This is a genomic window from Ruegeria sp. AE3, from assembly GCF_056542225.1.
This window is the reverse complement of sequence record NZ_JBQFZL010000001.1, coordinates 525,312-550,687: the sequence shown is the minus strand read 5'-3', so window position 1 is coordinate 550,687 and position 25,376 is coordinate 525,312. Positions and strand designations below refer to the sequence as shown.

At 57.0% G+C, this 25,376-nt stretch carries 25 protein-coding genes; 18 read left to right on the top strand and 7 right to left on the bottom strand.

Going from position 1 to position 25,376, the window contains the following annotated elements; all coding sequences use genetic code 11:
- Positions 1–155 precede the first annotated feature (155 nt).
- Positions 156–836 carry a response regulator transcription factor gene (locus ACR0NZ_RS02725; protein ID WP_209504130.1) on the top strand — a complete coding sequence of 227 codons (681 nt, stop codon included), beginning with the start codon at positions 156–158 and terminating at the stop codon, positions 834–836.
- A gap of 49 nt (positions 837–885) precedes the next feature.
- Positions 886–2,199, top strand: a complete 1,314-nt coding sequence (locus tag ACR0NZ_RS02720) for a sensor histidine kinase (protein ID WP_480516776.1) — start codon at positions 886–888, stop codon at positions 2,197–2,199.
- Here ACR0NZ_RS02720 and ACR0NZ_RS02715 read toward each other — a convergent pair.
- From ACR0NZ_RS02715 to ACR0NZ_RS02705, 3 genes are read right to left on the bottom strand one after another with little or no spacing between them, the layout of a single operon-like run.
- On the bottom strand, positions 2,196–2,663 hold the full coding sequence (locus ACR0NZ_RS02715; RefSeq protein WP_480516774.1) for a CYTH domain-containing protein: 468 nt from the start codon (positions 2,661–2,663) through the stop codon (positions 2,196–2,198). The genes ACR0NZ_RS02720 and ACR0NZ_RS02715 overlap by 4 nt on opposite strands.
- Complete coding sequence (locus ACR0NZ_RS02710; RefSeq protein WP_480472387.1) at positions 2,663–3,415, bottom strand: ParA family protein; 753 nt, start codon at positions 3,413–3,415, stop codon at positions 2,663–2,665. Before ACR0NZ_RS02710 ends, ACR0NZ_RS02715 begins: the two co-directional genes overlap by 1 nt.
- Before the next feature lie 3 nt (positions 3,416–3,418).
- On the bottom strand, positions 3,419–4,939 hold the full coding sequence (locus ACR0NZ_RS02705) for a CHAD domain-containing protein (protein ID WP_480516772.1): 1,521 nt from the start codon (positions 4,937–4,939) through the stop codon (positions 3,419–3,421).
- Positions 4,940–5,150: 211 nt separating this feature from the next.
- On the opposite strand from ACR0NZ_RS02705, the gene ACR0NZ_RS02700 reads away from it, so the two are divergent.
- Positions 5,151–5,498 (top strand): TfoX/Sxy family protein, encoded by a 348-nt coding sequence (locus ACR0NZ_RS02700; RefSeq protein WP_480472383.1) that lies wholly within the window; start codon positions 5,151–5,153, stop codon positions 5,496–5,498.
- 59 nt (positions 5,499–5,557) lie between these two features.
- Here ACR0NZ_RS02700 and ndk read toward each other — a convergent pair whose 3' ends face one another.
- The gene (gene ndk / locus ACR0NZ_RS02695; protein ID WP_480516770.1) at positions 5,558–5,980 is read right to left on the bottom strand and encodes a nucleoside-diphosphate kinase; all 423 of its coding nucleotides are present in this window, start codon (positions 5,978–5,980) and stop codon (positions 5,558–5,560) included.
- A gap of 115 nt (positions 5,981–6,095) precedes the next feature.
- Complete coding sequence (locus ACR0NZ_RS02690) at positions 6,096–7,298, bottom strand: multidrug effflux MFS transporter (protein ID WP_480516768.1); 1,203 nt, start codon at positions 7,296–7,298, stop codon at positions 6,096–6,098.
- A gap of 107 nt (positions 7,299–7,405) precedes the next feature.
- On the opposite strand from ACR0NZ_RS02690, the gene ACR0NZ_RS02685 reads away from it, so the two are divergent.
- The 12 genes from ACR0NZ_RS02685 to ACR0NZ_RS02630 all read left to right on the top strand — a co-directional run bounded on the left by ACR0NZ_RS02685 (position 7,406) and on the right by ACR0NZ_RS02630 (position 21,199).
- Positions 7,406–9,256, top strand: coding sequence for an ABC-F family ATP-binding cassette domain-containing protein (locus tag ACR0NZ_RS02685; RefSeq protein ID WP_480472379.1), 1,851 nt, complete (start codon positions 7,406–7,408; stop codon positions 9,254–9,256).
- On the top strand, positions 9,253–9,645 hold the full coding sequence (locus ACR0NZ_RS02680) for an ACT domain-containing protein (RefSeq protein ID WP_480516765.1): 393 nt from the start codon (positions 9,253–9,255) through the stop codon (positions 9,643–9,645). Before ACR0NZ_RS02685 ends, ACR0NZ_RS02680 begins: the two co-directional genes overlap by 4 nt.
- Positions 9,642–10,262 (top strand): MarC family protein, encoded by a 621-nt coding sequence (locus tag ACR0NZ_RS02675; RefSeq protein ID WP_480472375.1) that lies wholly within the window; start codon positions 9,642–9,644, stop codon positions 10,260–10,262. The genes ACR0NZ_RS02680 and ACR0NZ_RS02675 overlap by 4 nt, the downstream gene beginning before the upstream one ends.
- A 42-nt stretch (positions 10,263–10,304) precedes the next feature.
- Entirely contained in the window at positions 10,305–10,886 is a 582-nt protein-coding gene (locus ACR0NZ_RS02670) for a retropepsin-like aspartic protease family protein (RefSeq protein WP_480516764.1), read from the top strand.
- A gap of 48 nt (positions 10,887–10,934) precedes the next feature.
- Positions 10,935–11,555 carry an ImuA family protein gene (locus tag ACR0NZ_RS02665; protein ID WP_480516762.1) on the top strand — a complete coding sequence of 207 codons (621 nt, stop codon included), beginning with the start codon at positions 10,935–10,937 and terminating at the stop codon, positions 11,553–11,555.
- Between the two features lie 62 nt (positions 11,556–11,617).
- Positions 11,618–12,832 (top strand): MFS transporter, encoded by a 1,215-nt coding sequence (locus ACR0NZ_RS02660; protein ID WP_480516760.1) that lies wholly within the window; start codon positions 11,618–11,620, stop codon positions 12,830–12,832.
- Positions 12,829–12,981, top strand: coding sequence for a hypothetical protein (locus tag ACR0NZ_RS02655; RefSeq protein WP_480516758.1), 153 nt, complete (start codon positions 12,829–12,831; stop codon positions 12,979–12,981). The genes ACR0NZ_RS02660 and ACR0NZ_RS02655 overlap by 4 nt, the downstream gene beginning before the upstream one ends.
- Positions 12,982–13,005: 24 nt before the next feature.
- A complete protein-coding gene (locus ACR0NZ_RS02650; RefSeq protein ID WP_480516756.1) occupies positions 13,006–13,425 on the top strand; it encodes a YceI family protein in 420 nt (139 codons plus the stop codon).
- 80 nt (positions 13,426–13,505) lie between these two features.
- A complete protein-coding gene (locus tag ACR0NZ_RS02645; protein ID WP_480472365.1) occupies positions 13,506–14,726 on the top strand; it encodes an MFS transporter in 1,221 nt (406 codons plus the stop codon).
- A 206-nt stretch (positions 14,727–14,932) separates the two neighbouring features.
- A complete protein-coding gene (gene metG, locus ACR0NZ_RS02640) occupies positions 14,933–16,651 on the top strand; it encodes a methionine--tRNA ligase (protein ID WP_480516754.1) in 1,719 nt (572 codons plus the stop codon).
- A 249-nt stretch (positions 16,652–16,900) separates the two neighbouring features.
- Entirely contained in the window at positions 16,901–18,058 is a 1,158-nt protein-coding gene (locus ACR0NZ_RS02635) for an efflux RND transporter periplasmic adaptor subunit (protein WP_480516752.1), read from the top strand.
- A 3-nt stretch (positions 18,059–18,061) separates the two neighbouring features.
- A complete protein-coding gene (locus ACR0NZ_RS02630) occupies positions 18,062–21,199 on the top strand; it encodes an efflux RND transporter permease subunit (protein WP_480516750.1) in 3,138 nt (1,045 codons plus the stop codon).
- 41 nt (positions 21,200–21,240) lie between these two features.
- Here the strand turns inward: ACR0NZ_RS02630 and ACR0NZ_RS02625 are convergent, their stop codons facing one another.
- The gene (locus tag ACR0NZ_RS02625) at positions 21,241–21,786 is read right to left on the bottom strand and encodes a DUF2087 domain-containing protein (protein ID WP_480516748.1); all 546 of its coding nucleotides are present in this window, start codon (positions 21,784–21,786) and stop codon (positions 21,241–21,243) included.
- 195 nt (positions 21,787–21,981) lie between these two features.
- Positions 21,982–23,568 carry a glycerol-3-phosphate dehydrogenase gene (gene glpD, locus ACR0NZ_RS02620; protein ID WP_480516746.1) on the bottom strand — a complete coding sequence of 529 codons (1,587 nt, stop codon included), beginning with the start codon at positions 23,566–23,568 and terminating at the stop codon, positions 21,982–21,984.
- Between the two features lie 181 nt (positions 23,569–23,749).
- On the opposite strand from glpD, the gene ACR0NZ_RS02615 reads away from it, so the two are divergent.
- The 3 genes from ACR0NZ_RS02615 to ACR0NZ_RS02605 all read left to right on the top strand — a co-directional run bounded on the left by ACR0NZ_RS02615 (position 23,750) and on the right by ACR0NZ_RS02605 (position 25,354).
- Positions 23,750–24,511 (top strand): DeoR/GlpR family DNA-binding transcription regulator, encoded by a 762-nt coding sequence (locus ACR0NZ_RS02615; RefSeq protein ID WP_480493353.1) that lies wholly within the window; start codon positions 23,750–23,752, stop codon positions 24,509–24,511.
- Between the two features lie 107 nt (positions 24,512–24,618).
- On the top strand, positions 24,619–24,774 hold the full coding sequence (locus ACR0NZ_RS02610) for a DUF5993 family protein (RefSeq protein ID WP_480493354.1): 156 nt from the start codon (positions 24,619–24,621) through the stop codon (positions 24,772–24,774).
- A gap of 10 nt (positions 24,775–24,784) precedes the next feature.
- The gene (locus ACR0NZ_RS02605) at positions 24,785–25,354 is read left to right on the top strand and encodes a disulfide bond formation protein B (RefSeq protein WP_480516744.1); all 570 of its coding nucleotides are present in this window, start codon (positions 24,785–24,787) and stop codon (positions 25,352–25,354) included.
- Positions 25,355–25,376: the final 22 nt, after the last annotated feature.

The window sequence follows — 25,376 nt, the reverse complement described above, 5'->3', positions numbered from 1 at the left end:
TGGGGAGATCCGGCGCGTGCCTCACCCGGCGGACCTGAGTTGTCCGCTGTCCGTCGGGCTTGCCGGGTGCGTGCCCAGCACCCGGCAAGATCGTCAGCAAACCATATGCTTTGTTTGAATTTTGTGTTTAAATCCTTAGGGAAAGGAACCACATCATGAGCCGCCGTCTGTTGATCGTCGAAGATGACGCTGACACCAGGGATTTCATTGCCAAAGGGTTTGGCGAAGAAGGCTATGTGGTCGAAACGGCTGCTGATGGCCGCGAGGGATTGTACCACGCTACGGACGGCGGTTTTGACGCCATTGTGTTGGACAGGATGTTGCCCGGTCTGGACGGTCTGTCCCTGATCAAATCCCTGCGTGCAGCGGGGTTGAAAACACCGGTCTTGATGTTGACGGCCATGAGCGCAGTGGATGAGCGCGTCAAAGGATTGCGATCAGGCGCCGACGATTATCTGGTCAAGCCCTTCTCGTTTCAGGAACTTCATGCGCGGATCGAAGCCTTGTTGCGGCGTCCGCAGGAATCCGAGGAAACGCCGACGCTGACCTGCAAGGATCTTGAAATGGATCTACTGACCCGCAAGGTTACGCGTGACGGCCATGAGATTACGCTGACGCCTCGTGAATTCCAGATCCTTGAGTTCTTTCTACGCCGCAAGAACCGTGTCGTGTCGCGTACCATGCTGCTTGAAGGCGTCTGGGATTATCATTTCGACCCGAACACAAACGTTGTGGATGTTCATATTTCAAAGCTGCGCCGCCAGTTGGATGAAGGCGGAGACATACCTTTGATTGAAACAGTTCGCGGTGCGGGTTACATGATGTCCGATGGATAACCTTCGGCTTTCCCTTAATAATTCAAGAACAAGACTTGTCGCCACCAGCATGGTGCTAAGCACGTTACTGACCGCGTCTGTGCTGGCATTGGTCTATGTGACAGCCAACCGGAGCATCGAATCCGAGACCCGATCGGTCGTGTCCGCCGAACTGACCGGGCTTGCCGATGAATATGAACGGCGCGGGCTGATCGGGCTGATTACAGCGATCGAGCGTCGTCTTCCAAGCGCGTCCGATCGAGACGCGCTGTATCTGCTGGCGGATCGGCAGGGCGTCAAGCTTGTGGGTAACCTGAAAACCTGGCCGGTCAATGTGACCGCCGGAAGCGGTTGGGTCGACCTCGAGTTGCGCAGGGCTGACAATGACCAACTGGTGCCCATCTCGGCCGCTTCGATCCGATTGCCCGGTGGTGAACGCCTTTTGGTGGGACGGGATGCGGCGGCCCGTCAACAATTCGACCGTGTATTGTTCCGATCTCTGGCACTGGCACTAGGAATAGCATTTGTTCTGAGCGTGATCACTGGCTGGCTGTTCACACGTCTGGTGTTTTCGCGCCTGTCAGACATCGCAAGCACAGCCGAAAACATCGTTTCCGGCGATCTTTCCAAGAGGATGCCCCTGCGCGGAACCGGGGACGAGTTCGATCAGGTCTCTGGCACGTTGAACAACATGCTCGACAGGATCGAAGAGCTGGTGAGCAATCTGCGCACCACGTCGAACTCTATCGCACATGATTTGCGCTCTCCTTTGTCCCGCCTTCGCCAAAGGGTCGAATCCCTTTCCGAGCCCGGCAAAAGCGATCTGGACCGCGAAATCGACATTGCGCGGGCTACGGGAGAAATCGACCATGTTTTGCGGGTCTTGGGGCAGCTTACCGAAATTTCGCGGGCCGAGGCCGGTCTAGGGCGCGAGCAATTCGAAGACATCGACTTGCAGCAACTGGTTGGAGATGTCGTGGAACTGTATGACCCGGTGGCCGCAGATCAGGACATCCGCCTTGAGGTTACAGGCTCTGCCCCGGCTATTCAGGGGCACCGGCCCCTACTCTCGCAGGCTCTTTCTAATTTGCTGGAAAACGCGATGCGTTATGCACCGGCGGATACCGCAATCACGATCTCTATCGGTACCAAGGACGGATTTGCCCAATTGCGGGTTCGGGACCGTGGTCCGGGTGTTCCGCCCGGAGAGTTGGATCGCCTTCAACTTCCCTTCGTCACACTTGATCCGGCGCGGACGGAACGCAATGCGGGATTGGGGCTCGCGCTGGTTGCCGCGATTTCACATATGCATGGCGGGACATTCGCAGCCCGAAACTGCGACCCAGGTTTGGAAACTACGATCAATCTGGCAATTCAGAGTTAATCCGGCAGTCCGTTTATCGCCAATACCTTGTTTTTGTACCGTTTATCCCCTGTAACTTCCGCACCGAACCAACCCGGCGGGACATAGGCATTTGCGTCTTCACTGGTATGGAACTCAACCTCAACCAAACGCAGGGGTTCCAGACCGCCTGAAAAAACATCCAGCTCGAACTGGTGGCCGTCTGGCATTAGATCCGTGTAACGCACCTTCTCGACCCGGCGACCTTTGGTTTCCGGCCAGAAGGTTTCAAACTGGTCTCGGGTTATCTCTGCCTCACGCTCAACACGTACAAGATCACCGCCGCCTTTTAAGGTCAGGAAAAACACATTGTTCTTTTGCCGAAGGCGCAATTCGGTCGAGTCCTCCGGCGCGGTGAGGTACCCCTGACGCACCTCTGCTTTTTCTGCGCGGCTCAGGTTCGGCAACCTTGCCACCAGAAACTTGCGTTCAATTTCTTTGCTCATCAGGGTGCCCCCGCTCTTTCTTCCAGCTCATCAAACAGCGCCCGATATGCCGCACCAGCAGCGCTACGACCTGCGTAAGTACAGACAGGGCCCCGATATTGCCCCATCTTTTCGACATCCGCAGCGAAAGGCACAACCGCGTGTAAAATGCGCTTGGGATGCTGGGCGCGCATTGAAACCATCGTTTCCCGATGCAACAACTTCCGGTTCTGCACCATCGAAAAGAACGCCCGCAGCTTCTTCTTACGCAGCCCGTGTTTGTCGAAAAAGCCAACCAGCTGATCGAATGACCGCTCGGACAGGGTTGTGGGAATGATCGGAACAACGATTTCATCAGCGGCCCGAAAGATATTCTCGGACAAGGTGGAAAAATTGGGCGGACAATCCAGAAGAACCAGATCATAGTCACTGCCAGCCGCCGACAATGCCCTTTTCAAACGCGAGCGTTTGTTCCGCATGCGCGACAGGAAGATATCAAAGTCGCGGAAAGTCAGGTTTGCGGGCAGAACGTCCAACCCGTCAAAATCACTTGCCCGGATGGCTTTGGTAAACCGCTCCACATCCTCAAAAAAACGGGCATCCGTCAGTTTTTTTGACGGCTTCACCCGAAAATAGAACCCGGACGCCCCCTGAGGATCGAGATCGCATAGCAAAACTTTTTGGCCAGCCTGCGCATAGGCATAGGCCAGGTTCACCGAAGTAGCGGTTTTTCCGACACCGCCCTTATTGCTGTAACAGGCAATGATCTTCATTCCCTACTCCTTTTTGTGGTGAAACAGACTGCGGAACATGTGCCGGATTTCTTGCCCGTCGAACTGAAGGAAGCTTGCGACAACGCGTTTTCTTTCGGTCTTCTGACGTTGATCAAGCACAGCGATTAGGCCGCCCACGGACAAACCGATCTGCGCGTTTACGTGGCCTTGCGTATCGGCGTGCGACGCTACAAAGGTCAGCAACGCGTCTTGCTGCACAGAATAGTCGTTGAACAAACCAAGATTATCCTGAAGTTTTTTCAACGGTTTAAGGATCGTTCTCAATCCGTTCGCATCGAAGAGCGGGGCAAACAATTCCATCAGATATCTTAGTTTTTTGCATTCGATACGAAGCTCATGCACCGTCTTGTCTGGCGTATCATCGCTTATGCCGCGCGCCAGTTTGCACATCTTGCGATGATGCTTCCAGATCAGCGCGCAGGCATAGTCATACGTGCCGCGATGCGCGTTTGGTCCGAGGTCCAAGTAATCAGTACTGGTGAACATTGCGGTCAGGTCGGTCATGGACGTCGTGTAGTCGGCGCTGCGCAACCAGCGAGATAGGCGCAGTTGCTCTTGTGTACGTTCCGTTTGAAACTGATCAAACATCTCGGACAGTCCTGCGTGAAGGCTCGGCGGGATAAGATTGAAATACTTGTCTTTTTTCAGAAGGTAGACATCCAAATCACGCAGAGGTCCCGTGGGGGCCATAAGATCGGAAAAGAGCCGCTTCAGTTCGGCCGTCTGGGCCTCGGACAACACACCCTTGAACAGGCTGATCACTGACCTGATCTTGCGCAACGAAACCCGGTAATCGTGCAAAAACTCGGTGTCGATATCAGCGATCATGCCCTCCTCGTTTTGCCGTGCAACCCTCAGATATATTTGAACGATTTTCGCAGCGACTTCGCTGCAAGGATCTGCTTGACCGAACTTTATTTCAGGCTTGGCCTGATAGGGAACCATGTCTGGAAACAGACTGGGATAGACCGTTTCAACGTCACGAACACCGCCCGAAACGCGATCGAGAGCGGAACGGACCAACTGATAGGCCTTCTTATACCCGCGCAACTGCTGAATTCGTACAATGGTTGCCTGCCCTGATGGCGTCGACATGTACGTTAAAGTACCCCTGACTTTTGTCTTTTGCAGATCATCAAGCACGGCGAAGGTCTTTGCCTCGATCTCTCCAACACCAATCTGCGTCAGCGCCCGTAGTTCAGGAAAGTCGCTCAGCGCCTTCTGAACCGGCCCTTCTGGCAAGTCCCGTGCAAACCGCAGATGCCCCGAGTGCTGCTGAGACAAAGGGCCGTGGTCCTTCCGCAGCAGGTGCAACACCCCGCCAGTATCGATCAAAGCACGACCCGAGGCGCGCAGTGACTGATCGTGACAATCCAGCAATGCGAAAGCTGCGACGGGGCTATCGGGTGAAACTTTTTGGGAAAACCCGGCAATGGCATTTGCCAGAGCCGTTTCGTCAATCCTCGCTGGGAAAATGAACTGATCGCTTGACGATCTGGTCATGATACGCCTTTCCAGTTCAACTTCAGAAACCCCTTTACAGGTTTCTCAACGATCATATGCGCGCGCCCCTTGTTTGGTTTGGTTGCTCCAACGCCATCCAAGGTTCTCCTTTTCAGTCTCGGCTGAACCCGAAAGGACATCAAGGCATTATGCCTGCGACCGAGTGTAATCACGGGGTGACAGGCCTCGGGTGCCGAAGTAAGACACCGCTATGAGCGAACCAGTATCTTCGATCCGAAACCTTGGCCCCGCCTTTGAACAGGCCTGCGCACGTGCTGGTATTCATTCGGCTGAGGCGCTGCGAGAACTGGGGCCGGACGAAGCCTATGCCCGCCTGTTGCGCGCCGGCACCAGGGCGCATTTCATCGGATATTATGTTCTGGTGATGGGATTGCAGGGCCGCCCGTGGAACGATTGCAAGGGCGACGAGAAGAAAGCCCTGCGCGAAAGGTTCGACGCAATCAAAGCTGGTAACGGTGCTGCTCCGGAAAACCAGATGATTGCAGATCTGGACGCCATCGGAGTTCGTGTTGCACCAAAGGACTTAAAGCAGCTCTGAACGAATAAGGCCGCACCCAACCAAGGATGCGGCCCCTGTTTGTCACCAATGGCTGTGGCTTAACCGACCAGTTCAATGCCCGAGAAGAAGTATGCGATTTCAACCGCTGCGGTTTCCGGTGCGTCCGAACCGTGGACCGAGTTTTCACCGACCGATTCCGCGAATTCAGCGCGGATGGTGCCGGGGGCTGCGTCCGCAGGGTTCGTTGCGCCCATGACTTCACGGTTCTTTGCAATGGCGCCTTCGCCTTCCAGAACCTGAACAACAACCGGAGCCGACGACATGAATTCGCACAGTTCGTCATAGAACGGACGTCCGGCATGAACGTCATAGAACTTGCCAGCCTGAGCTTTGGTCATGTGAATGCGCTTTTGCGCCACGATGCGCAGGCCTGCTTCTTCGAACTTGGCGTTGATCTTGCCGGTCAGGTTGCGGCGGGTTGCATCGGGTTTGATGATCGAGAATGTGCGTTCCAGTGCCATATCGGCCTCTCCTTATAATGTGACGCGGGATCCGCGCCGAAATCCATCGCGCGCCGGGTATCACGGTCTTTGATCCATGAAAAGTGTAATGATGCCTTGCCGGTGGCTTTGCAGTTCAGATTGTTTCTGGCAAAGGGTCGACACGGTCCAGTCGACGAACGTAAAGCACCGCCATCAAGCCGGTAAAGCTACAGGCCCACATCATGCCCAGTACCAGATACGGCCCGTTTTCGGGGCTGACGAACGCGCCGGTCATTGAGGTCAGAACAGCTCCCAAAGCCACGATCATTGCCCCCGACAGCCCTGCCGCGCTACCTGCCAGCCCGGGGCGTACCGACATGACACCGGCCGCGGCATTGGCATTGGTCAAACCGTTGCCAAAGCCGACACAGATTGCCGAACCGAAGAAGACCCAGACCGATCCCAGATCAGCGAGAAACAGCATCAATCCGCAGAACGGGCCAGTTGAGGCCACGATCCGCCCCGACAATATCATTGTCGTCAGGCGCGTCCGGGCCGCAATCCGACCGGTGACAAAATTGCCAACCATGAACCCGCCGGTGATGATGCCAATCCCCAGCCCCAGCGTTGCTGGGCTCAGGTCGAACCACGCTGCGGCAACCAGCGGCGCACCGGTGATAAAGCTGTAGAACCCCCCAATCGAAAACGCCGCGCATAGGGCATAACCCCAGAACCTGCGGGCACGGAACAGGTGTGGGTATTCGCGCAGTTGGGCACCAAATGTGGACGAGCGGTTCGTGTTGGTTTCGCCCAGGTCGAACCAAAGCAGCACCAGCAACCCTGCTCCAAGCAACGAGTACAGGACAAACCCCGAACGCCAACCGAAAAGCATATCCAGCGCCCCACCCAACATCGGCCCAAGCATCGGGGCTAAGGCCATGGCCATCGCGACGTAACCGAGTTTGCTTGCCGCCTCATTCGGTGCGTAACGGTCTCTGATCGACGCGCTGGACAGGACCGAGCCGGCGACAACAGCAGCCTGAAGCAGGCGGAAGCCAAGAAAAACCCAGATCGATCCGGCCAGTGTGCATCCGATCGACGCAAGGACAAATATTGATATACAAATCAAAAGGATAGGTCTGCGCCCAAAGCGATCCGATAACGGGCCCATGATCAGTTGCAACACTGCCGAAACCGCCAGATACCCCGCGACCGACAGGTTCATCAGACCGTAATCCACAGCGAAATCTTCACTCATATGTGCCAGCGACGGCAGGAACATGTTGAGCGTCAGTACAGACAGCGCCGTAGCAAAGATCAACGTGATCAGGGATGGAGGCGTCCGGGCCGCGCGCATGTGGAAAACCGTTTCAAAAAGCAAACGAGACAGCGCTAACACATTGCTTGACACTTGAAAATGCCAAGCCGCTGGCGGCGGCATCACACCTCTGCTAAGAGCGCTCCATGTTACGGATCGAAGACATCACCTATGCCGTTGAAGGCCGCCCATTGTTTGATGGCGCCAGCGCAACCATACCAGACGGTCACAAGGTTGGCCTTGTGGGCCGGAATGGCACGGGAAAGACCACGCTTTTTCGCCTGATCCGCGGGGAGCTGGCGCTGGAATCGGGCAATATTTCGGTCCCCAAGCGCGACCGCATTGGCGGGGTCGCGCAAGAGGTCCCCTCGTCCAACGTTTCGCTGATCGACACTGTTCTGGCCGCTGATACCGAGCGCAGCGCCCTGATGGCCGAGGCTGGCAACGCAACAGATCCCACGCGAATTGCCGAAATCCAGACGCGGCTGGCCGATATCGACGCCTGGTCGGCCGAAGCCCGCGCGGCCTCGATCCTCAAGGGGTTGGGGTTTGACGACGCAGACCAATTGCGCCCCTGCTCGGATTTTTCCGGTGGCTGGCGGATGCGCGTGGCCTTGGCGGCGGTTTTGTTCTCGCAACCGGATTTGTTGCTGTTGGACGAACCGACCAACTATCTGGATCTTGAAGGCGCGCTATGGCTGGAAAGCTATCTGGCGAAATATCCGCACACGGTCATTATCATCAGCCATGACCGGGGCTTGCTGAACCGTGCCGTAGGGTCGATCCTGCATCTGGAGGATCGCAAACTCACCTATTACGCCGTGCCTTATGACAAATTCGCCGAACGGCGGGCGGAACGTCTAGCGCAGGCGGAATCCGAGAATGCAAAGGCCAAGGCCCGCATCGCACACCTGCAAAGCTTTGTGGATCGCTTCCGCTACAAGGCGTCAAAAGCCGTACAGGCCCAATCGCGCCTGAAGATGATTGAACGCATCCAGTTGGTCTCAACCCCGCAAGAGGCCGCGCTGCGTGCGTTTTCCTTCCCCGAGCCCGAGGAACTGTCGCCACCGATCATCCAGATTGAAGGCGGTGTGACGGGTTATGGCGAAACCGAAGTACTGCGCCGCCTGAACCTGCGCATCGATCAGGATGACCGCATCGCGCTGCTGGGCAAGAACGGTCAGGGTAAATCGACCCTGTCCAAACTGCTGTCAGACCGCCTGCCCCTGATGGCAGGCAAGATGACCCGCAGCAACAAGCTGCGCATCGGGTATTTCGCTCAGCATCAGGTGGACGAGCTTTATGTGAACGAAACGCCACTGGACCACCTGCGCCGCCTGCGCCCGGACGAGGCGCCGGGCAAGTGGCGCTCGCGTCTGGCGGGGTTCGGCCTGAACGCGGCTCAGGCGGAAACCGAGGTTGGCCGCCTGTCGGGTGGGCAGAAGGCGCGCCTGTCGCTGCTGCTGGCAACCATCGACGCACCACATATGCTGATCCTCGACGAGCCGACGAACCATCTGGATATCGAAAGCCGTGAGGCGCTGGTCGAAGCGCTGACCGCCTATTCGGGTGCTGTCGTGCTGGTCAGCCACGACATGCACCTGCTGTCGCTTGTTGCCGATCGGTTGTGGCTGGTCTCGGACGGTACGGTCAAATCTTATGACAGTGACCTTGAATCCTATCGTGCCCTATTGCTGGCGCGTGACAAACCGGTGAAAGAAAAGCCACAAACAGAGAAGCCCAAACGCGCCTCGCGCGATACCATGCTGGCATTGCGGGCGGACCTGCGCAAATGCGAGGACCGGGTCGAGAAACTGACAGAGATGCACGACAAGCTCGCGGCAAAACTGGCCGACCCGACGCTTTACGAAGACGACAAGATCAACGATCTGGAAATCTGGAATCGCAAATTCGCCGAGGTGGTCGAGGCTATGCAAAAAGCAGAAGCGCTTTGGATCGCCGCTGCTGAGCGACTGGAACAGGCAGAAACGGTATGAGCGATCCTGTCGTTGAAACCAAAGCAATGATCGCGGGAATGCATCCCGAAATTCAACCCGGAGAATTCGCATTTGTGGTCTGGCCCGAAGATATGGACTGGCCCGACGGGACACGCGCCAGTTACGTCGAGGCCGATGGGCTGTCTTTAGTCGTTCCGATCAATTGCGCACCAAAAGAGGCGGTCGCTATGCGCTGTATCACGCTTCAGGTGCACTCCTCGCTGGAAGGCGTGGGTCTGACCGCTGCAGTCTCGGGGGCGTTGGCACAGGCCGGAATTCCGGCAAACATGGTCGCGGGCTATCACCACGATCATGTTTATGTTCCCTCCGGACTGGCCGAAGACGCCCTGAGAATTTTGAAACATCTGCAACAGAGTAGCAAAGAGTGATTGACACCGCATTTCTGATCACCGCGTTCACAACGCTTTTCGTGGTTCTTGATCCACCGGCGCAAACGCCGATTTTTGTGGCCCTGACCCAGAACATGGATTGGCACACGCGCCGCTCTGTCGCTGTTCGCGCGTGCCTGACTGCTGGCGGCATTCTGGCGATGTTCGCGGCCTTCGGCGAAGCGCTGCTGGGATTTGTCGGCATCTCGATGGAGGCGTTTCGTGTTGCGGGGGGTGTTTTGCTGTTTCTGACCGCGCTCGATATGCTGTTTGAACGCCGGACCAAACGTCGTGAAAACAGCGCCGAAGAGGAAGAACATCCGGACCCGTCTGTGTTTCCACTGGGTATCCCACTGATTGCAGGGCCCGGTGCGATTGCCACTATGATCCTGCTGGCCGGTCAACATCCCGGCATTCAGGGCCTGGCCGTGGTCATCGGCGTTATGCTGGTCGTTCTGGCAATGGTTTTTGTGATGTATCTTTCATCAGGGGCCGTGGCACGGCTTTTGGGGAAAACCGGATTGAACGTGTTGACCCGGCTTCTTGGGATGCTGCTGGCTGCATTGTCTGTTCAGTTCATTCTCGATGGCCTCAAGGCCTTTGGATTTGCATCTTAAATCCCCATATTCACAAGGTTAGAGGGATTTCCGGGTAACCGCATGGACAGTTTCGACATTGGACGCCTGATCTATCTGGCCCTGCTGGGGGCGGCGCTGCTGATGTGGTTTGTCACGCATAATCGGCAGTCGCTTAGCAAGACATTGCAGCAGGTCATGGCATGGGTGTTCATATTCGTCGGGGTCATCGCACTGGTCGGCCTGTGGGAGGATATTCGCTCCTCGGTCGGTCCCGCACCGCAGATGAGTGTCACCGGAAACTCGGTTGAGGTTCCCCGCGCCTATGACGGCCATTATTACCTTCCGGTTCTGGTGAATGGTGAGCTGATTACCTTTCTTGTCGACACCGGTGCCAGCCAGATCGTGTTGAACGCGCAGGATGCCAAACGGGCAGGCATTGATCCCGATCAGCTGAATTATTTCGGGCGCGCCTTGACTGCAAACGGTGAGGTGCGAACCGCGCCGGTGCGGCTTGAGACCCTGACGATAGGACCCATTACGGATCAGAACGTTTCGGCCTGGGTCAACGAGGGTGAGCTGGACAAATCGCTTTTGGGGATGGAATATCTGCACCGTTTTTCAAGCATTCAGTTTGCGGATGGCAAGCTGATCTTGTCCCGTTAATGCTCCTCACCCCTTGAGAACAAAAGTGGAACATGATAGCTTGCAGGCATGTCTGCTCAGCTTCTTGGCCACAAACCTGCGCGTCAGGTACCGGGGGTAAATCTCCATTCGCAGATCACCCTGCAACCGGGCCGCATGCACGAGGCTTACGGCCCCGCCCGGCGCAGCTTTGCCATCTGGCTGGCCGGTCAGACACAGGGGCCCGTGCTGTGGATTTCCCCCGCGTGGGAGCCCGCCCAACTGAATCCCGACGGAATGATGGCCTTTGCTGATCCGGCGCGTTTTCTGTTCGTCCATCCCACCCGCGCCGAAGATCTGCTATGGTGTATCGAAGAGGCGCTGCGCAGCGGAGCCATCCCGCTGATCATAGGCGACCTGCCCGGCGCGCCGGGGCTGACACCAGTGCGGCGGATGCATCTGGCCGCAGAACAAGGCGGCACGATGGGCCATGCCCCGCTTGGCCTGCTGCTGACGCCCGGTGATGGCGGCGCACAAGGGGTTGAGACACGCTGGCACATGGCCGCCGCCCATCAGGGGGATGCCAGGCACTGGACCCTGACCCGCCGCCGCGCCCGCGCCCTGCCCCCGGTCAGCTGGCAAGCCACTCAGACCGCTGCCCGCACCGGTCTGCACCTGAAACGCATTGAAACAGAGGACATTCTGACGTGAAGCCGCAAGGATCACGCAAGATGTGACTGGCCAAACTCCGGATCGCACCCTAGCGTCGCCGCATGAGCCATCCGATCCATGACAGCCGCTATTCCTGGATACGCCTTCTGATCACGCTCGCCATCGCAACTGTGGCGAATGTGGGAATGTGGGCTGTAATCGTGGTCATGCCCGCCGTCGAAGCAGAATTCAGCGCCGGTCGCGCCGAAGCCTCGATGCCATATACACTTACGATGATTGGATTTGCGCTGGGCAATATGTGGCTGGGGCAACTGGTGGACCGGCTGGGTGTGACACGCGCCCTGATCGGCGCTGCTGTTTTAAGCGCCTTCAGTTATCTATTGGCAACGCTGGCCCCGAATATAACGCTACTATCCGCGGCGCATCTGCTGGTCGGGCTGGGAACATCGATCGGATTTGGGCCCTTGATCGCCGATATCTCGCACTGGTTCATGAAACGGCGTGGAATCGCCGTCGCTCTGGTGGCCAGCGGGAATTACCTGTCCGGGGCAATCTGGCCCACCCTGCTGTCCGGTATTCTGGCACGCGACGGCTGGCAACAGGTCTATCTGACATTGGCGGTTCTGACGTTGCTGGTTGTCATCCCCCTGTCCTTGTTGTTGCGCCGCAAGGTCCCAATCGAGGCGCACGACACAGCCGCGGCCACAGCCCGGATCAACGCACGCAGTGTCGGTGTTTCACCACGCGTGTTACAGTACATTCTTGGTCTGGCCGGCATTGGATGTTGCGTAGCGATGTCCATGCCACAGGTCCATATCGTGTCGTATTGCGTCGGGCTGGGATACGGCCCCGCAGTGGGGGCTGAGATGCTATCGCTGATGCTACTGGGCGGCGTCGCCAGCCGTATCGTCTCGGGCCTGTTGGCCGACCGTCTCGGTGGCGTCATGACACTTCTGATCGGCTCTGTATTGCAGTGCATCGCGCTGTTCCTGTTCCTGCCGTATGACGGGATGGTCTCACTTTATGTGATCAGCTTGCTATTCGGTCTGGCGCAGGGTGGCATCGTGCCCAGCTACGCTTTGGTTGTCCGCGAATACATGCCGCCGCAAGAAGCCGGCGCGCGAGTCGGATTCGTCATGATGATGACAATTCTTGGCATGGCGCTTGGTGGCTGGATGTCAGGCTGGATTTACGATGTCACCGGAAGTTACCAACTGGCTTTCGTCAACGGCATTCTTTGGAACGGCTTGAACATTGCCATCGTTCTGATGTTGATCAAAAGATCCCGCCCCAGACGGGACACGGTCATGGCATGACACACCTGACCCGCCGCTTCGTACTTACGGGGATGGCGGCTCTGCCTTTGGCGAATACGGTGCAGGCCGCCTTGAAGCCATACAATTTGTCACCGAACGGCACCCGGGTCGGGTTTACCTATGACCTCTCCGGCATTCCCCAGACCTGATCAATGCCGATCCGGGACGCGAACGTGGAAATTGACACGCAACGCCTGCAAAACAGCCGGGTCACGGTGGTGCTGGACGTTACCAAGGCCAGAACCCGCTTGCCCTTTGCCCGCATGCCGATGCTCGGCCCCAGTGTATTGGACGCCGAAACCTATCCGACAATTCAGTTCGTTTCGACTGACATTCAATTGGGGGCGGATGGGCGCATTTCGAATGGCGCTCGTGTCAAGGGAGAACTGACTATCCGAGGTCTGACGCACTCCATAACCTTGGAAGCCAACCTGTACCGCCAGCCTGGTACAGCCGCGAACGACCTGAGCCGCCTGTCCATAGGTTTGATCGGGACTTTGAACCGGCACGATTTCGGTGCCTCGGGTTATCCCGATCTGGTAGGACAACATGTTGGGCTGGACATTCGTGCCGAGATCATTCGAGCAACCTGACTGACAAAAAGCAAAAAACGACTGGATAAAGTCGAATAGTTGCGCGCATTGTCCGGTGACGCCGCCTATCTGAGAAAACCATGCGCACGATCATTTCATTTGCCGCCCTGTTTCTGTCGGTCATTCTGCTTCAGCTTTCAACAGGCGGCGTCGGGCCACTGGATGCCATCTCCGGGATCACGTTAAGCTTTTCGACCGAACAGATCGGTATGCTGGGTTCGGCGCATTTTCTTGGCTTTTTCATAGGTTGCTGGTGGGCGCCGCGACTGATGGGCAGCGTCGGGCATTCCCGCGCATTTGCCGTATGCACAGCGCTGGGCGCGATGGGGTTGATCGGCCACACCCTGACAGACAATCCTTATGTATGGGCGGCGCTGCGCATCGCCTCGGGCACATGTGTGGCAGGCTGTTATACCGTCATCGAAGCCTGGCTGAATGCAAAAGTAACCAATGAGACACGTGGACGAGCCATGGGCACCTATCGCATCGTCGATATGGGTGCCTCGCTGAGTGCTCAGTTGATCATCGCTGTCCTGCCACCCGCCTCGTATGTATCCTACAACCTCTTGGCGATCCTGTGCTGCGCCTCGTTGCTGCCGCTGACGCTGACACGCGCAAGTCAACCGAAGACGCCTGACGCCCCCCGCCTGCGCCCGAAACTGGCGTGGCACAGTTCGCCATTGGCCGTAGCAGGCGTCATTGTTTCTGCACTCAGCTCAGCATCTTTCCGAATGGTCGGGCCCGTCTACGGTCAGGAAGTCGGGCTGGGAGTGGATCAAATCGCCTTCTTCCTAGCTTCTTTCGTTCTGGGCGGGGCACTGGCGCAGTATCCGATGGGGTGGCTCGCTGACAAGTACGACCGGCGCTGGGTCTTGATCTGGCTTTCGGTCGCGGCGGTACTAAGCTGCGGGGTCACAATGGCGGCAAGCGACACGGGAACTGTCGGTGTCATGCTGGCAGCAGGGCTTTTTGGGTTTACGACATTCCCGATCTTTTCGGTGTCATCCGCACATGCCAACGATTTTGCGACAACCGAGCAGAGGGTCGAGTTGTCTGCCGCCCTGATGTTCTGGTACGCGCTGGGGGCAATTGCGTCACCCTATATCACATCAACACTGATCCAGGATTTTGGACCCAGCGCGCTGTTTGCATTTGTCGCGGTCGGCCACGTATTCCTGATCGGCTTCGGCCTGGCCCGAATGCGGTCGCGTCCAACACCCGCGGAAAGAACCAATTACGTCTACGCACCGCGTACATCCTTTACGGTCGGAAGGTTGCTGAAACGCGCCCGCGAGGAATGAAAAGCGAGCCCGCAGCCCTGCATTGCGGAGAGTCTGCGAATTGGCTGACTACAATCTGACCGTATTGCAACGGCCATCGGCGGCTTGGTCGTCCCATCAGGGGCGCGTCACAAATCAGAGTTATTCCAGTCATCTACGAAACCGGGCTTTTGCTGAGCGGTGACATAGGTTAGACGAACGCGCAGTTAGATATGCGGAAACGGAATATGGCTCGGATTCTCATCACCTCGGCAATCCCATACATCAATGGGATCAAGCACCTCGGCAACCTGATCGGCTCGCAACTGCCTGCCGACTTGTATGCACGCTATCAGCGTGGCCGGGGAAACGAGGTCATGTTCCTGTGTGCCACCGACGAACACGGCACCCCGGCCGAACTGGCCGCTGCTAAAGCTGGAAAGCCTGTGGCCGAGTATTGCGCGGACATGTACGAAATTCAGGCCGACATCGCCAAGCGTTTTGGGATGAGCTTTGATCACTTTGGCCGTTCATCCAGCGAGCAGAACAAAAAGCTGACCCAACATTTCGCCGGGAAACTGGATGAGGCCGGGTTGATCCGTGAAGTCACGGAAAAGCAAATCTATTCCAACGCGGATGGTCGTTTTCTTCCCGACCGCTATATCGAGGGCACCTGCCCCAATTGCGGGTATGAGAACGCACGTGGCGACCAGTGTGAAAACTGCACCAAGCAGTTGGATCCAACCGACCTGATTGAACCGCGCTCGGCCATTTCGGGCTCGACCGATCTGGAAGTGCGTGAGACCAAGCACCTCTATCTGCGCCAATCGGCAATGAAGGATCAGTTGGATGCCTGGATTGACAGCAAAACCGACTGGCCGATCCTGACCACATCCATTGCCAAGAAGTGGCTGCATGATGGCGACGGGTTGCAAGACCGGGGGATCACCCGCGATCTGGACTGGGGTGTTCCGGTCAAGAAAGGCGATCAGGACTGGCCCGGTATGGAAGGCAAGGTCTTCTATGTCTGGTTCGACGCGCCGATTGAATACATCGCCTGTGCCAAGGAATGGGCGGATTCCACTGGGAAACCCGATTCCGAGTGGGAACGCTGGTGGCGCACCGACAAGGGCGCGAACGATGTGCGCTATGTCCAGTTCATGGGCAAGGACAACGTGCCGTTTCACACGCTTTCTTTCCCCGCCACCATTCTCGGGTCGGGCGAGCCGTGGAAAATGGTCGACCACCTGAAATCCTTCAACTATCTAAACTACGACGGCGGCCAGTTCTCGACCTCGCAGGGTCGTGGCGTTTTCATGGATCAGGCGCTCGAGATTCTTCCAGCTGACTACTGGCGGTGGTGGCTGCTGAGCCATGCACCGGAAAGCAGCGACAGCGAGTTCACGTGGGAGAACTTCCAACAATCCGTGAACAAAGATCTGGCCGATGTTCTGGGCAACTTCGTCAGCCGCATCACTAAGTTCTGCCGCTCGAAATTCGGTGAGGTGGTGCCCGAAGGCGGTGAGTTTGGCGAGCGTGAGAACGCTCTGATCGATGAACTTACCAAACGTGTCCGCGCCTATGAGGCGCATATGGAAGCAATGGACGTCCGCAAATCGGCTCAGGAGCTGCGGGCCATCTGGGTGGCTGGCAATGAATTCCTGCAAGCTGCGGCGCCGTGGTCAACCTTCAAGGAAGACCCCGAACAAGCCGCTGCACAGGTGCGTCTGGGTCTGAACCTGATCCGGTTCTATGCCGTGCTCAGCGCGCCGTTCATCCCTGATGCTGCGGCCAAGATGCTAAGCGCCATGAACACGCTTGATACCAGCTGGCCGGAAGACGTAGCCGCAGCGTTGAACGCGCTACCCGCGGGTCACGACCTTACCGTGCCAGACGTTCTGTTCGCCAAGATCACAGACGAACAGCGCGAAGAATGGCAGGCAAAATTCGCTGGTAAACGCGGCTGACCACCCTGATATTCGGATACTCAAACGGGGGCCGTTGGCCCCTGTTTTCGTTCGGCACCTCGGAACGGGCCGACACCTAAACCAGCTTACTTGCTCAAATTTTTGGCGTCATCGCGAACCACCTCGGGATTCATCGCGCTTGAGAAATCGTGGTAAACAAGCCATCCTGCAAACAAGTTTTGTCGACTCGCGCGATTGTGACCGCCGGGATGGACACCAATTGTTTCTGAAATGCACGAGGCTTTCGCCATGTCCCAAGTTTTCCCTTTTCCAACTCAGGCCCGCAATCCAATTGCCACCGCATTATTGCTGATATCCCTGGGACTGGCCCAACCTGCAACTGCACAGGACGAAGGAGCGGCACCGAAAGTTACGATTGCGGCCGCCTACACCGAAGAAATCACCGACGAGGCTTCCTTCATAGGGCGCGCTCAGGCGATCAATAAGGTCGACATCGTCGCCCGCGTGAACGGTTTTCTCAACAGCCGAAATGTCGAGGATGGGGCAACGGTCAAAGAAGGCGACCTGTTGTTCACCATCGAACCGGACCTTTACGAAGCGACATTGGAGGCCCGAAAAGCTGATCTGAACCGGGCCGAGGCAAATCTTGAGTTGGCCAAGGTTGACCTGGCGCGTAAGGAAGAGCTTTACAAGCGCGACGCGACACCTGAATCCGAACGTGACATCGCGCGGGCAAACGAACTGGTCGCCGAGGCTCAGGTCAAGGCCGCAAATGCAGCGATCCAGCAGGCCGAACTGGACCTCAGCTATACACAGATCCACGCGCCTTTTGATGGGCGTATCGGCAGCATCACCACCAGTGTCGGCGATGTGGTAGGCCCGACCAACCCCCCGCTGGTGAACATTGTCAGCGAGACGCCGATCTATGTGAATTTCTCGCTCAACGAAAAAATCTTCACTTCGGTTCTTCAGACCGTTGGCGCAAATTCCGCCTCTCTTGCTGACAGCCCGCAAAGCCCCAATGTGCATATCACGCTGCCAAATGGAACCAAGTTGGATGAAACGGGCAGGATCGTATTCGTTGACAATCGTATCGACCCGTTGACCGGTGCGATCACAATGCGCGCCCAGTTCGAAAATGCCGACCGTTTGATCCTGGATGGTGCATTCGTGAATGTGCAGATTGAAGCGCTGCAACCAACCCTGCAAGTTCTGGTGCCGCAAGCTGCACTGCAACGCGACCAGCGTGGTGACTTTGTTCTTGTAGTAAACGACAAACAGATGGTGGAGCAGCGATACATCACCACAGGCAACACGGAAGGTACTGCCATCATCGTTACGGAAGGCTTGCGTGAGGGCGAAAGCGTGATTGTCGAGGGCCTGCAACGGGTCCGCCCCGGCGTGGCTGTTGACGCGGTCGTCGCTTCTGAACAGCCGGGAGAATAATCGATGTTCTCAGCCCTGTTCATCAGCCGGCCAAAGCTGGCGTTTGTCATCTCGCTGGTACTGACCATCATGGGTGGCATCGGCTATCTGGTGCTGCCGGTCGCGCAGTTCCCTGACATTACCCCGCCCGTCGTCAACGTATCCACCAAATATACCGGCGCAAATGCGGAAACAGTGGAAAACACTGTTGCCGCACCGATCGAGGCGCAGGTCAACGGTGTGGACGACATGATCTACATGACGTCCAGATCGTCTGACAACGGCTCGTATTCATTGGACGTAACCTTCGAAGTTGGCACCGACCCCGATATCGCCTCGGTCAACGTGCAGAACCGGGTGGCACAGGCAATGTCGTCGTTGCCCGCCGAAGTGACATCTTCGGGCGTTGTTACACAAAAATCGTCGACCAACATGCTGATGCTGGTCACGCTGACCTCGCCCAACGGCACCTATGACAGCGTGTTTCTTTCCAACTATGCCTCGATCAACCTGCGCGATGCGCTGGCGCGTGTGCAGGGCGTGGGTAAGGCTGATGTTCTGACCAACCTTGAATATGCCATGCGGGTCTGGATGGACCCGGACAAGATGGCAGCCCTGTCCATCACACCAGGCGATGTGATCAACGCGATCCGCGAACAGAATATCGAAGTGTCCGCAGGCTCGATTGGTGCACCACCTGTTCCCGAAGGCCAGACCTTTCAATACACGATCAAATCCAAAGGGCGACTGACGTCAGCCGAAGAATTTGGCAACATCGTGATCCGTACTGGAGATGCCGGCGCAATTGTCCGCGTAAGGGACATCGCCCGGGTTGAGCTTGGTGCACAGTTTTACTCGGCATCCGGTTATTTTCAGTCCGTGCCCGCCACCGTGATCGGCATTTATCAGGCCCCCGGCGCAAACGCCCTGGCCGTTTCAGAGCGCGTGCAGGCGGAACTGGAGCGGCTGTCCCGCGCATTCCCCACGGATGTCGAATATGATGTCCCCTTTAACACGACAGACTTTGTCGAAGCTTCTTTGAATGACGTTGTTTCCACGCTGATCCTGACCTTTACCCTCGTGATCTCGGTCGTTTTTGTGTTCCTGGGAAGTTGGCGCGCGACGATCATTCCGGCGGTTGCTATCCCGGTCTCACTGATCGGCACGTTTGCTTTCTTGCTGGCCTTCGGCATGTCGTTGAACACGATCTCGCTGTTTGCGCTGGTGCTGGCCATCGGTATCGTGGTTGATGACGCCATTGTCGTGGTCGAAAACGTCGAGCGCATCATCGCTGATGAGGGGCTGCCCCCAGCCGAAGCCACCCGTAAGGCTATGGGGCAGATCACCGGCCCCGTCATCGCGACCACACTGGTTCTGTTGGCGGTGTTCGTACCGGTAACCTTCATGCCGGGTATCTCAGGGCGGCTGTACTCTCAGTTCGCTGTTACGATCTCGACCGCTGTTGTAATCTCATCCATCAACGCGCTGACACTGTCGCCCGCGCTGTGTGGGCTGGTCCTTAAGGCCCGCTCGGGGCCACCCAAGGGGCTGCTTGCGCTGTTCGAAAATCTCATTGGTGGCGTTCGCAATGGCTATGTCGCCATTGTTCGCAAACTGCTTGTCTTTCCGGCTATCGCGCTGGCCATCGTGGTTGGGCTCGGCATGGGAACAGGGGCAATCATGTCGAACACGTCAGCTGGGTTTATCCCGCTGGAAGACAATGGTTATCTCTTTGTTGACGTGCAACTGCCTGATGCTGCTACGCTGGAACGAACCGAGGCCGTGACAAAGCGCCTTGATGACCAGATACGCGAGATCCCGGGTGTGTCCAGCACCGTTCTGATCAATGGCTTCTCATTGCTGAACGGCACAATCACCAACGGCGCTGCGATCTTCGTGAACCTTGACAACTGGAGCGAACGGCAGGAGGAAGACCTGAGCGCCGAAGCCATTTTGGCTAAGGTGCTGGCCATCGCGAATAATGAGACCGCAGCCTCGACCGTTGCCTTCAACCCGCCACCAATTCAGGGTCTCGGCATGTCTGCCGGGGTCGAGATGGAGGTGCAGCAAACCGGCGGCGGTTCACCGCAGGATCTGGCATCGGCTGTGGGATCGTTTGTCTATTCGGCCAACCAGCGACCCGAGATCGGACAGGCCTATACCACATTCCGTGCCAACGTTCCGCAGCTGTTCGTGGATCTGGACCGTGAGAAAGCCAAGACACTGGACGTCTCGGTGGCTGAGATTTTCCAGACCATGCAGGCCCAACTGGGGTCATATTATGTCAACGACTTCAACCTGTTTGGTCGCGTCTATCGCGTAATGATCCAGGCGGAAGGCAGCTATCGCGATAATGTCGATGACATTGCCAGCCTCTATGTGCGCTCACAGAAGGGCGACATGGTGCCACTTGGTACCCTGATCGACGTGGAAAACGTATTGGGGCCGGTTCTGCTGAAGCGGCATAACCTGTTCCGATCGGCAACGGTGACAGCGGTACCAGCACCGGGCCTGTCCAGCGGCGATGCGATCACCGCGATGACAGAGGTTTCTGCTTCGGCCCTGCCGCCGGGATACTCGTTCGAATGGACGGGGACGGCACAACAACAGTTGGCGTCCGGCAGCCTGGTGATCATCATTCTGGGGCTGGCCATCCTATTCGGTTACCTGTTTCTTGTGGGGCAGTATGAAAGCTGGACTATGCCGGTCTCGATCCTGCTGTCAGTGGTCGTAGCCCTGTTCGGGGCGGTGGCCGCGGTTGCCATCGTTGGCAGTGACATAAACCTCTATACGCAGATCGGTATGATCATGCTGGTGGGTCTAGCTTCGAAGAACGGCATTCTGATCGTTGAGTTCGCGATGGAACAACGCGCCAAGGGTCTATCGATCAAGGAAGCAGCCGTCGAGGCCGCTCATCAGCGTTTCCGCGCTGTCATGATGACCGCCCTGTCTTTCCTGCTGGGGGTCGTACCGCTGCTGGCTGCCAATGGTGCGGGCGCGGCCAGCCAAAAAGCCATCGGTGTCGCCGTGTTCGGTGGCATGTTGGCCGCGACGCTGGTTGGCGTAATCGTGGTGCCTGTCCTCTACGCCCTTATGCAAAGCATGCGCGAGTGGCTGAAAGGCAGCAAAAACGATCCCGGCCCGTCAAAAGAAGCGGCCTGATCCAATCAAAGCCCCGCACATTAGCGGGGCTTTTTCTGGCGTTAGTCTGATCTTCCCCGCCGCCGTTCAGAGATTTCGCGGATCACCACCTTTGCCTCTGGTGTCGGTGCCTGCTCGACCCGGCGATAATCCGATCCATCCCGGTTCCGTGTCAGCAGCCCACAGGAGATCATGGTCCGGCGCAGGGTTGCAGGGTCATCAAAACAGTGTTCGGCATTGAGGAACGCGTTGACGTCACCCTCTTGCAGCACCGCAGCAGCCGGTACCGCAGACCAGAGCCCCCACAAGGACAAAGTCTGCACAGATCTTTTTGACGGCCATTGCCGAAGCCTGCCCTGCTCATCGAACAGGTGCAATGCACGCTCAACCGTACGCATGTCAGCAGCCGGTTGTTTCGGGCGGGCCTCAATCCGCCTGGCAGCGGCACTGGTGGCGCGCATATGTTGCACGTTCTGAAACCCGGCGGAACGGGCGACCATATTCATCAGGGTCAGGTGCGACGGGCTAGAGTCGCCAAGTTGTTGGGACAAGGTGCGCACGAATCCGGTCAGATCATCGGCGTGCAACGGTACAGGAGTTTTGCTCATCACAAATCCATATCGGGCGTTTTTCGCGATCGTTGGTCGCTGACTTGACGAAACAACGCCCGGATGGTTGCGATAGTTTCAAATTCACTGGCAGGTTTAGCACTCTGGGTAAGAGCAGCGACGCCTCGGTGTCTGCCGACCGTAACCAACGGCTAGCACAACACGGATCACCCGCCAAGAGGATAGAAAGATGGATCAGGCCGTGCTGCTGATCCGCCGTTCAGCCATCCAACCGTCGATCCGCGCGATCTGCTCGGCACTCATTCGCAGGCCCAGCTTGTTGCGCCGCCAGACGACATCTTCGGCGGTTCTGGCATATTCCTTGTCGATCAGCCACGCGACTTCCCGCGCGGTCAGTGTTGCGCCAAAATCCTCGCCCAGATCAGACAACTGCTGCGCATCCCCAAGGACATCTGCTGCTTCAGTTCCATAGGCCCTGATCAGGCGTGTAGCCCAGGCGGCACCCAGAAACGGATACGCGGCCAAAAGCTGATCAGTCAGGGCTTCAACAGCGTCAACCGGAAAGTCACCGCCCGGCAGCGCAACACCGGCGGTCCAGGGGCCCGGCATATTCGGAAAGAACTCACCAATCTTCTCAAGAGCACTTTCCGCGAGCCGTCGATAGGTGGTGATCTTGCCGCCAAACACGTTCAATACAGGCGCCCCACCCTGCGCATCGACTTTCAGCGTGTAATCCCGCGTTGCAGCGGTGGCACTGCTGGCACCGTCGTCATAAAGCGGCCGCACACCAGAATAGGTCCACACAACATCTTCGCGGGTCACAGCGCGCTTGAAATACTTCGATGCGAAAGTGCACAGATACTCCTGCTCGGCCTCAGTACAGACGGGTTTCGTGTCAGGGTCCGGGTGATCCTGATCCGTTGTGCCGATCAGGGTAAAATCCTGCTCGTAAGGAATGGAGAAAATGATGCGGCCGTCTTCGCCCTGAAAAAAATAGCACTTGTCGTGGTCATACAGCCGGGGTGTCACAATATGGCTGCCCCGAACAAGCCGAACACCCTCGCGTGAGTTCACACGGATCTTGGACTGGATGATGTCCCCGACCCAAGGGCCACCTGCATTGATCAGCATTCTGGCCCGGACAAGACGGGTTTCGCCGCCGTCGCGATCGCGAATGGATACCTGCCAAAGGTCGTCCACCCGCTCGGCGGAAATCACTTCGGTTCGCACCATGATCTGCGCACCGCGCGCCTCGGCGTCGCGGGCATTCAGGACCACCAACCGCGAATCTTCGACCCAGCAGTCGGAATATTCATAAGCCGTTTCGAATTTGTCCTGTAGTGGGGCCCCTTCCGGAGCCGATCGCAGGTTCAGCGACGTGGTGCCCGGCAGAATTTTGCGACCACCCAGATTGTCATACATGAGCAAACCCAACCGGATCAGCCAGGCCGGACGCCGCCCGCGCATCCACGGCATGACCGTGCTGAGCAGCCGTGAGGTCGGCGTTTCCGAGTCAAACCGCATGTCCTTATGGTATGGCAGCACGAAGCGCATCGGCCAGCTGATATGCGGCATCGCGCGCAAAAGGGTTTCACGCTCGATCAGGGCCTCACGGACCAGACGGATTTCGAAATATTCCAGATAGCGCAACCCGCCATGAAACAATTTGGTCGAGGCTGATGACGTCGCTGAAGCCAGATCATTCATCTCTGCCAAAGCAACTGACAGCCCGCGGCCAGCAGCATCCCGTGCGATGCCGCAACCATTGATCCCGCCACCGATGATAAAAAGGTCCGTTATCTGAACGTCCGCTGACTGCATGCCAATGATTCCTTGTCAGGATGGATGATAGGCATTTGCCAGAACATCCTTCGTATGGTCAATGTTTATGTTCGAATTTTTTCGTTTTACAACACTGATCTGAAATTTTCGCATGCCGTTCTTGCAAAACCGGCCAGAAAGAACAAAAACGAAAAGAAACACTTCAAGTCTGGAAACACCCATGTCCCTGTCTTTCCGCCAATCTGACATTCTGGACATTGCCGGGGCCGAAGGCCGCGTCACCGTTGACGGGTTGGCCGAAAGATTTGGTGTCACGGTCCAGACGATCCGGCGCGACCTGACCGAGCTGGCCGAGGCAGGTAAACTGGATCGGGTGCATGGCGGCGCGGTTCTGCGCTCGGGCGTTTCCAACATCGGATATGAAGACCGCCGCGCCCTGAATTCCGACGCCAAAACCCGTATTGCACAGGCTTGCGCCACCGATATCCCCGACGGTGCGTCGATCTTCATGAACATCGGGACCTCAACCGAGGCCGTGGCGCGGCAATTGCTGCACCACAAGAACCTGATGGTTGTGACGAACAACATGAATGTCGCAAACATTCTGATTGAGAACCCGGATTGTGAGGTCGTCATGGCTGGAGGCGTCCTGCGGCGCACAGACGGCGGGTTGATCGGGACCCTGACTGTTTCGACCATTCGGCAATTCAAATTTGATCTTGCCGTGATCGGCTGTTCAGCTTTGGACACTGACGGAGATCTTCTGGACTTCGACTTTCAGGAGGTACAAGTCAGCCAGACCATCATTGCGCAGGCACGCCGAACTTTTCTGGTTGCCGACCATTCAAAGTTTCACCGCTCGGCCCCGGCGCGCATCACTTCCTTGGCTGAAATAGACGCGATCTACACTGATGCGCCGTTACCTGGCGATCTGCACCTGCGCAGTCAGGAATGGCAAACGGACATCGTACTGTGTAACTAGCGGACATTAAGAATAGTCTCAAAATTACCACGTCGCTTGCCAGATGCCACCCGGCCTGACACTATCGTCTGCATAAAGATATGTGCACGGGAGGGGAGCACCGGGCCATGATTGCGCTTTTATTTGCACTACTTACCGCCACGATGGGGCTCAACTATTTCAACATGACGAAGGCAGGCAATGCGCTGTTCTTTGTTACAATTGCCCTGAGTGTCTACTGGTTGAAATTCCACGCCACCAGTCAGCTGACAATTCAGCTTTGAGGGCCTCGTCATGACACCTGAACTGTCACGAACATTTAACGCGATCGGAATGTTGGCCGTCTGTCTCGTTCTGGCGCTGGCGTTTTTTTATCAACTTTTCCTTTACGAACTGCCTTGCCCGCTTTGCCTGTTGCAGCGTGTCGGCTTTGTTGCTGTCGGCGTCGGGCTGGGCTTGAACCTGCTGTATGGCGCGCGACCGCAGCACTATGCCATCATGCTGATTGCAGCTTTGTATGGCGGCAGTGTTTCGATCCGGCAAATCCTGTTGCACATTGTGCCGGGAACCGGCCACTATGGATCGCCCGTTCTTGGGCTGCATTATTACACTTGGGCGGGCATCGCCTTTTTCCTAGTCCTGCTGGGTACGTCGTTCATGCTGCTGTTTGATCGCCAATATGTCTCGGGCGCGACCAGCGAGGTACGATTTGGGGGAAACAAGCTGGCAAAAACCGCCTTCTTTGTCATGCTGGCACTGGCCGTGCTGAACGCCGGTTCAACTCTGCTGGAATGCGGACCGGGCATTTGTGATGACCCGCCCACCGACTACAAGTTGATTGACGAACTGAAAGCGAATGACTGAGGATACCCTAACCTTCCCCTGA

Bases quoted from the DNA above. Each gene is read 5' to 3' on its own strand.
- ACR0NZ_RS02630 (WP_480516750.1), top strand. From the start codon at position 18,062: ATGTTCTCAGCCCTGTTCATCAGCCGGCCAAAGCTGGCGTTTGTCATC.
- ACR0NZ_RS02610 (WP_480493354.1), top strand. From the start codon at position 24,619: ATGATTGCGCTTTTATTTGCACTACTTACCGCCACGATGGGGCTCAAC.
- ACR0NZ_RS02625 (WP_480516748.1), bottom strand. From the start codon at position 21,786: ATGAGCAAAACTCCTGTACCGTTGCACGCCGATGATCTGACCGGATTC.
- ACR0NZ_RS02690 (WP_480516768.1), bottom strand. From the start codon at position 7,298: ATGCGCGCGGCCCGGACGCCTCCATCCCTGATCACGTTGATCTTTGCT.
- ACR0NZ_RS02715 (WP_480516774.1), bottom strand. From the start codon at position 2,663: ATGAGCAAAGAAATTGAACGCAAGTTTCTGGTGGCAAGGTTGCCGAAC.
- ACR0NZ_RS02685 (WP_480472379.1), top strand. From the start codon at position 7,406: ATGTTACGGATCGAAGACATCACCTATGCCGTTGAAGGCCGCCCATTG.
- ACR0NZ_RS02720 (WP_480516776.1), top strand. From the start codon at position 886: ATGGTGCTAAGCACGTTACTGACCGCGTCTGTGCTGGCATTGGTCTAT.
- ACR0NZ_RS02645 (WP_480472365.1), top strand. From the start codon at position 13,506: ATGCGCACGATCATTTCATTTGCCGCCCTGTTTCTGTCGGTCATTCTG.
- ACR0NZ_RS02725 (WP_209504130.1), top strand. From the start codon at position 156: ATGAGCCGCCGTCTGTTGATCGTCGAAGATGACGCTGACACCAGGGAT.
- ACR0NZ_RS02605 (WP_480516744.1), top strand. From the start codon at position 24,785: ATGACACCTGAACTGTCACGAACATTTAACGCGATCGGAATGTTGGCC.
- ACR0NZ_RS02660 (WP_480516760.1), top strand. From the start codon at position 11,618: ATGAGCCATCCGATCCATGACAGCCGCTATTCCTGGATACGCCTTCTG.
- ACR0NZ_RS02635 (WP_480516752.1), top strand. From the start codon at position 16,901: ATGTCCCAAGTTTTCCCTTTTCCAACTCAGGCCCGCAATCCAATTGCC.
- ACR0NZ_RS02615 (WP_480493353.1), top strand. From the start codon at position 23,750: ATGTCCCTGTCTTTCCGCCAATCTGACATTCTGGACATTGCCGGGGCC.
- ndk (WP_480516770.1), bottom strand. From the start codon at position 5,980: ATGGCACTGGAACGCACATTCTCGATCATCAAACCCGATGCAACCCGC.
- ACR0NZ_RS02665 (WP_480516762.1), top strand. From the start codon at position 10,935: ATGTCTGCTCAGCTTCTTGGCCACAAACCTGCGCGTCAGGTACCGGGG.
- metG (WP_480516754.1), top strand. From the start codon at position 14,933: ATGGCTCGGATTCTCATCACCTCGGCAATCCCATACATCAATGGGATC.
- ACR0NZ_RS02705 (WP_480516772.1), bottom strand. From the start codon at position 4,939: ATGACCAGATCGTCAAGCGATCAGTTCATTTTCCCAGCGAGGATTGAC.
- ACR0NZ_RS02655 (WP_480516758.1), top strand. From the start codon at position 12,829: ATGACACACCTGACCCGCCGCTTCGTACTTACGGGGATGGCGGCTCTG.
- glpD (WP_480516746.1), bottom strand. From the start codon at position 23,568: ATGCAGTCAGCGGACGTTCAGATAACGGACCTTTTTATCATCGGTGGC.
- ACR0NZ_RS02710 (WP_480472387.1), bottom strand. From the start codon at position 3,415: ATGAAGATCATTGCCTGTTACAGCAATAAGGGCGGTGTCGGAAAAACC.
- ACR0NZ_RS02700 (WP_480472383.1), top strand. From the start codon at position 5,151: ATGAGCGAACCAGTATCTTCGATCCGAAACCTTGGCCCCGCCTTTGAA.
- ACR0NZ_RS02680 (WP_480516765.1), top strand. From the start codon at position 9,253: ATGAGCGATCCTGTCGTTGAAACCAAAGCAATGATCGCGGGAATGCAT.
- ACR0NZ_RS02670 (WP_480516764.1), top strand. From the start codon at position 10,305: ATGGACAGTTTCGACATTGGACGCCTGATCTATCTGGCCCTGCTGGGG.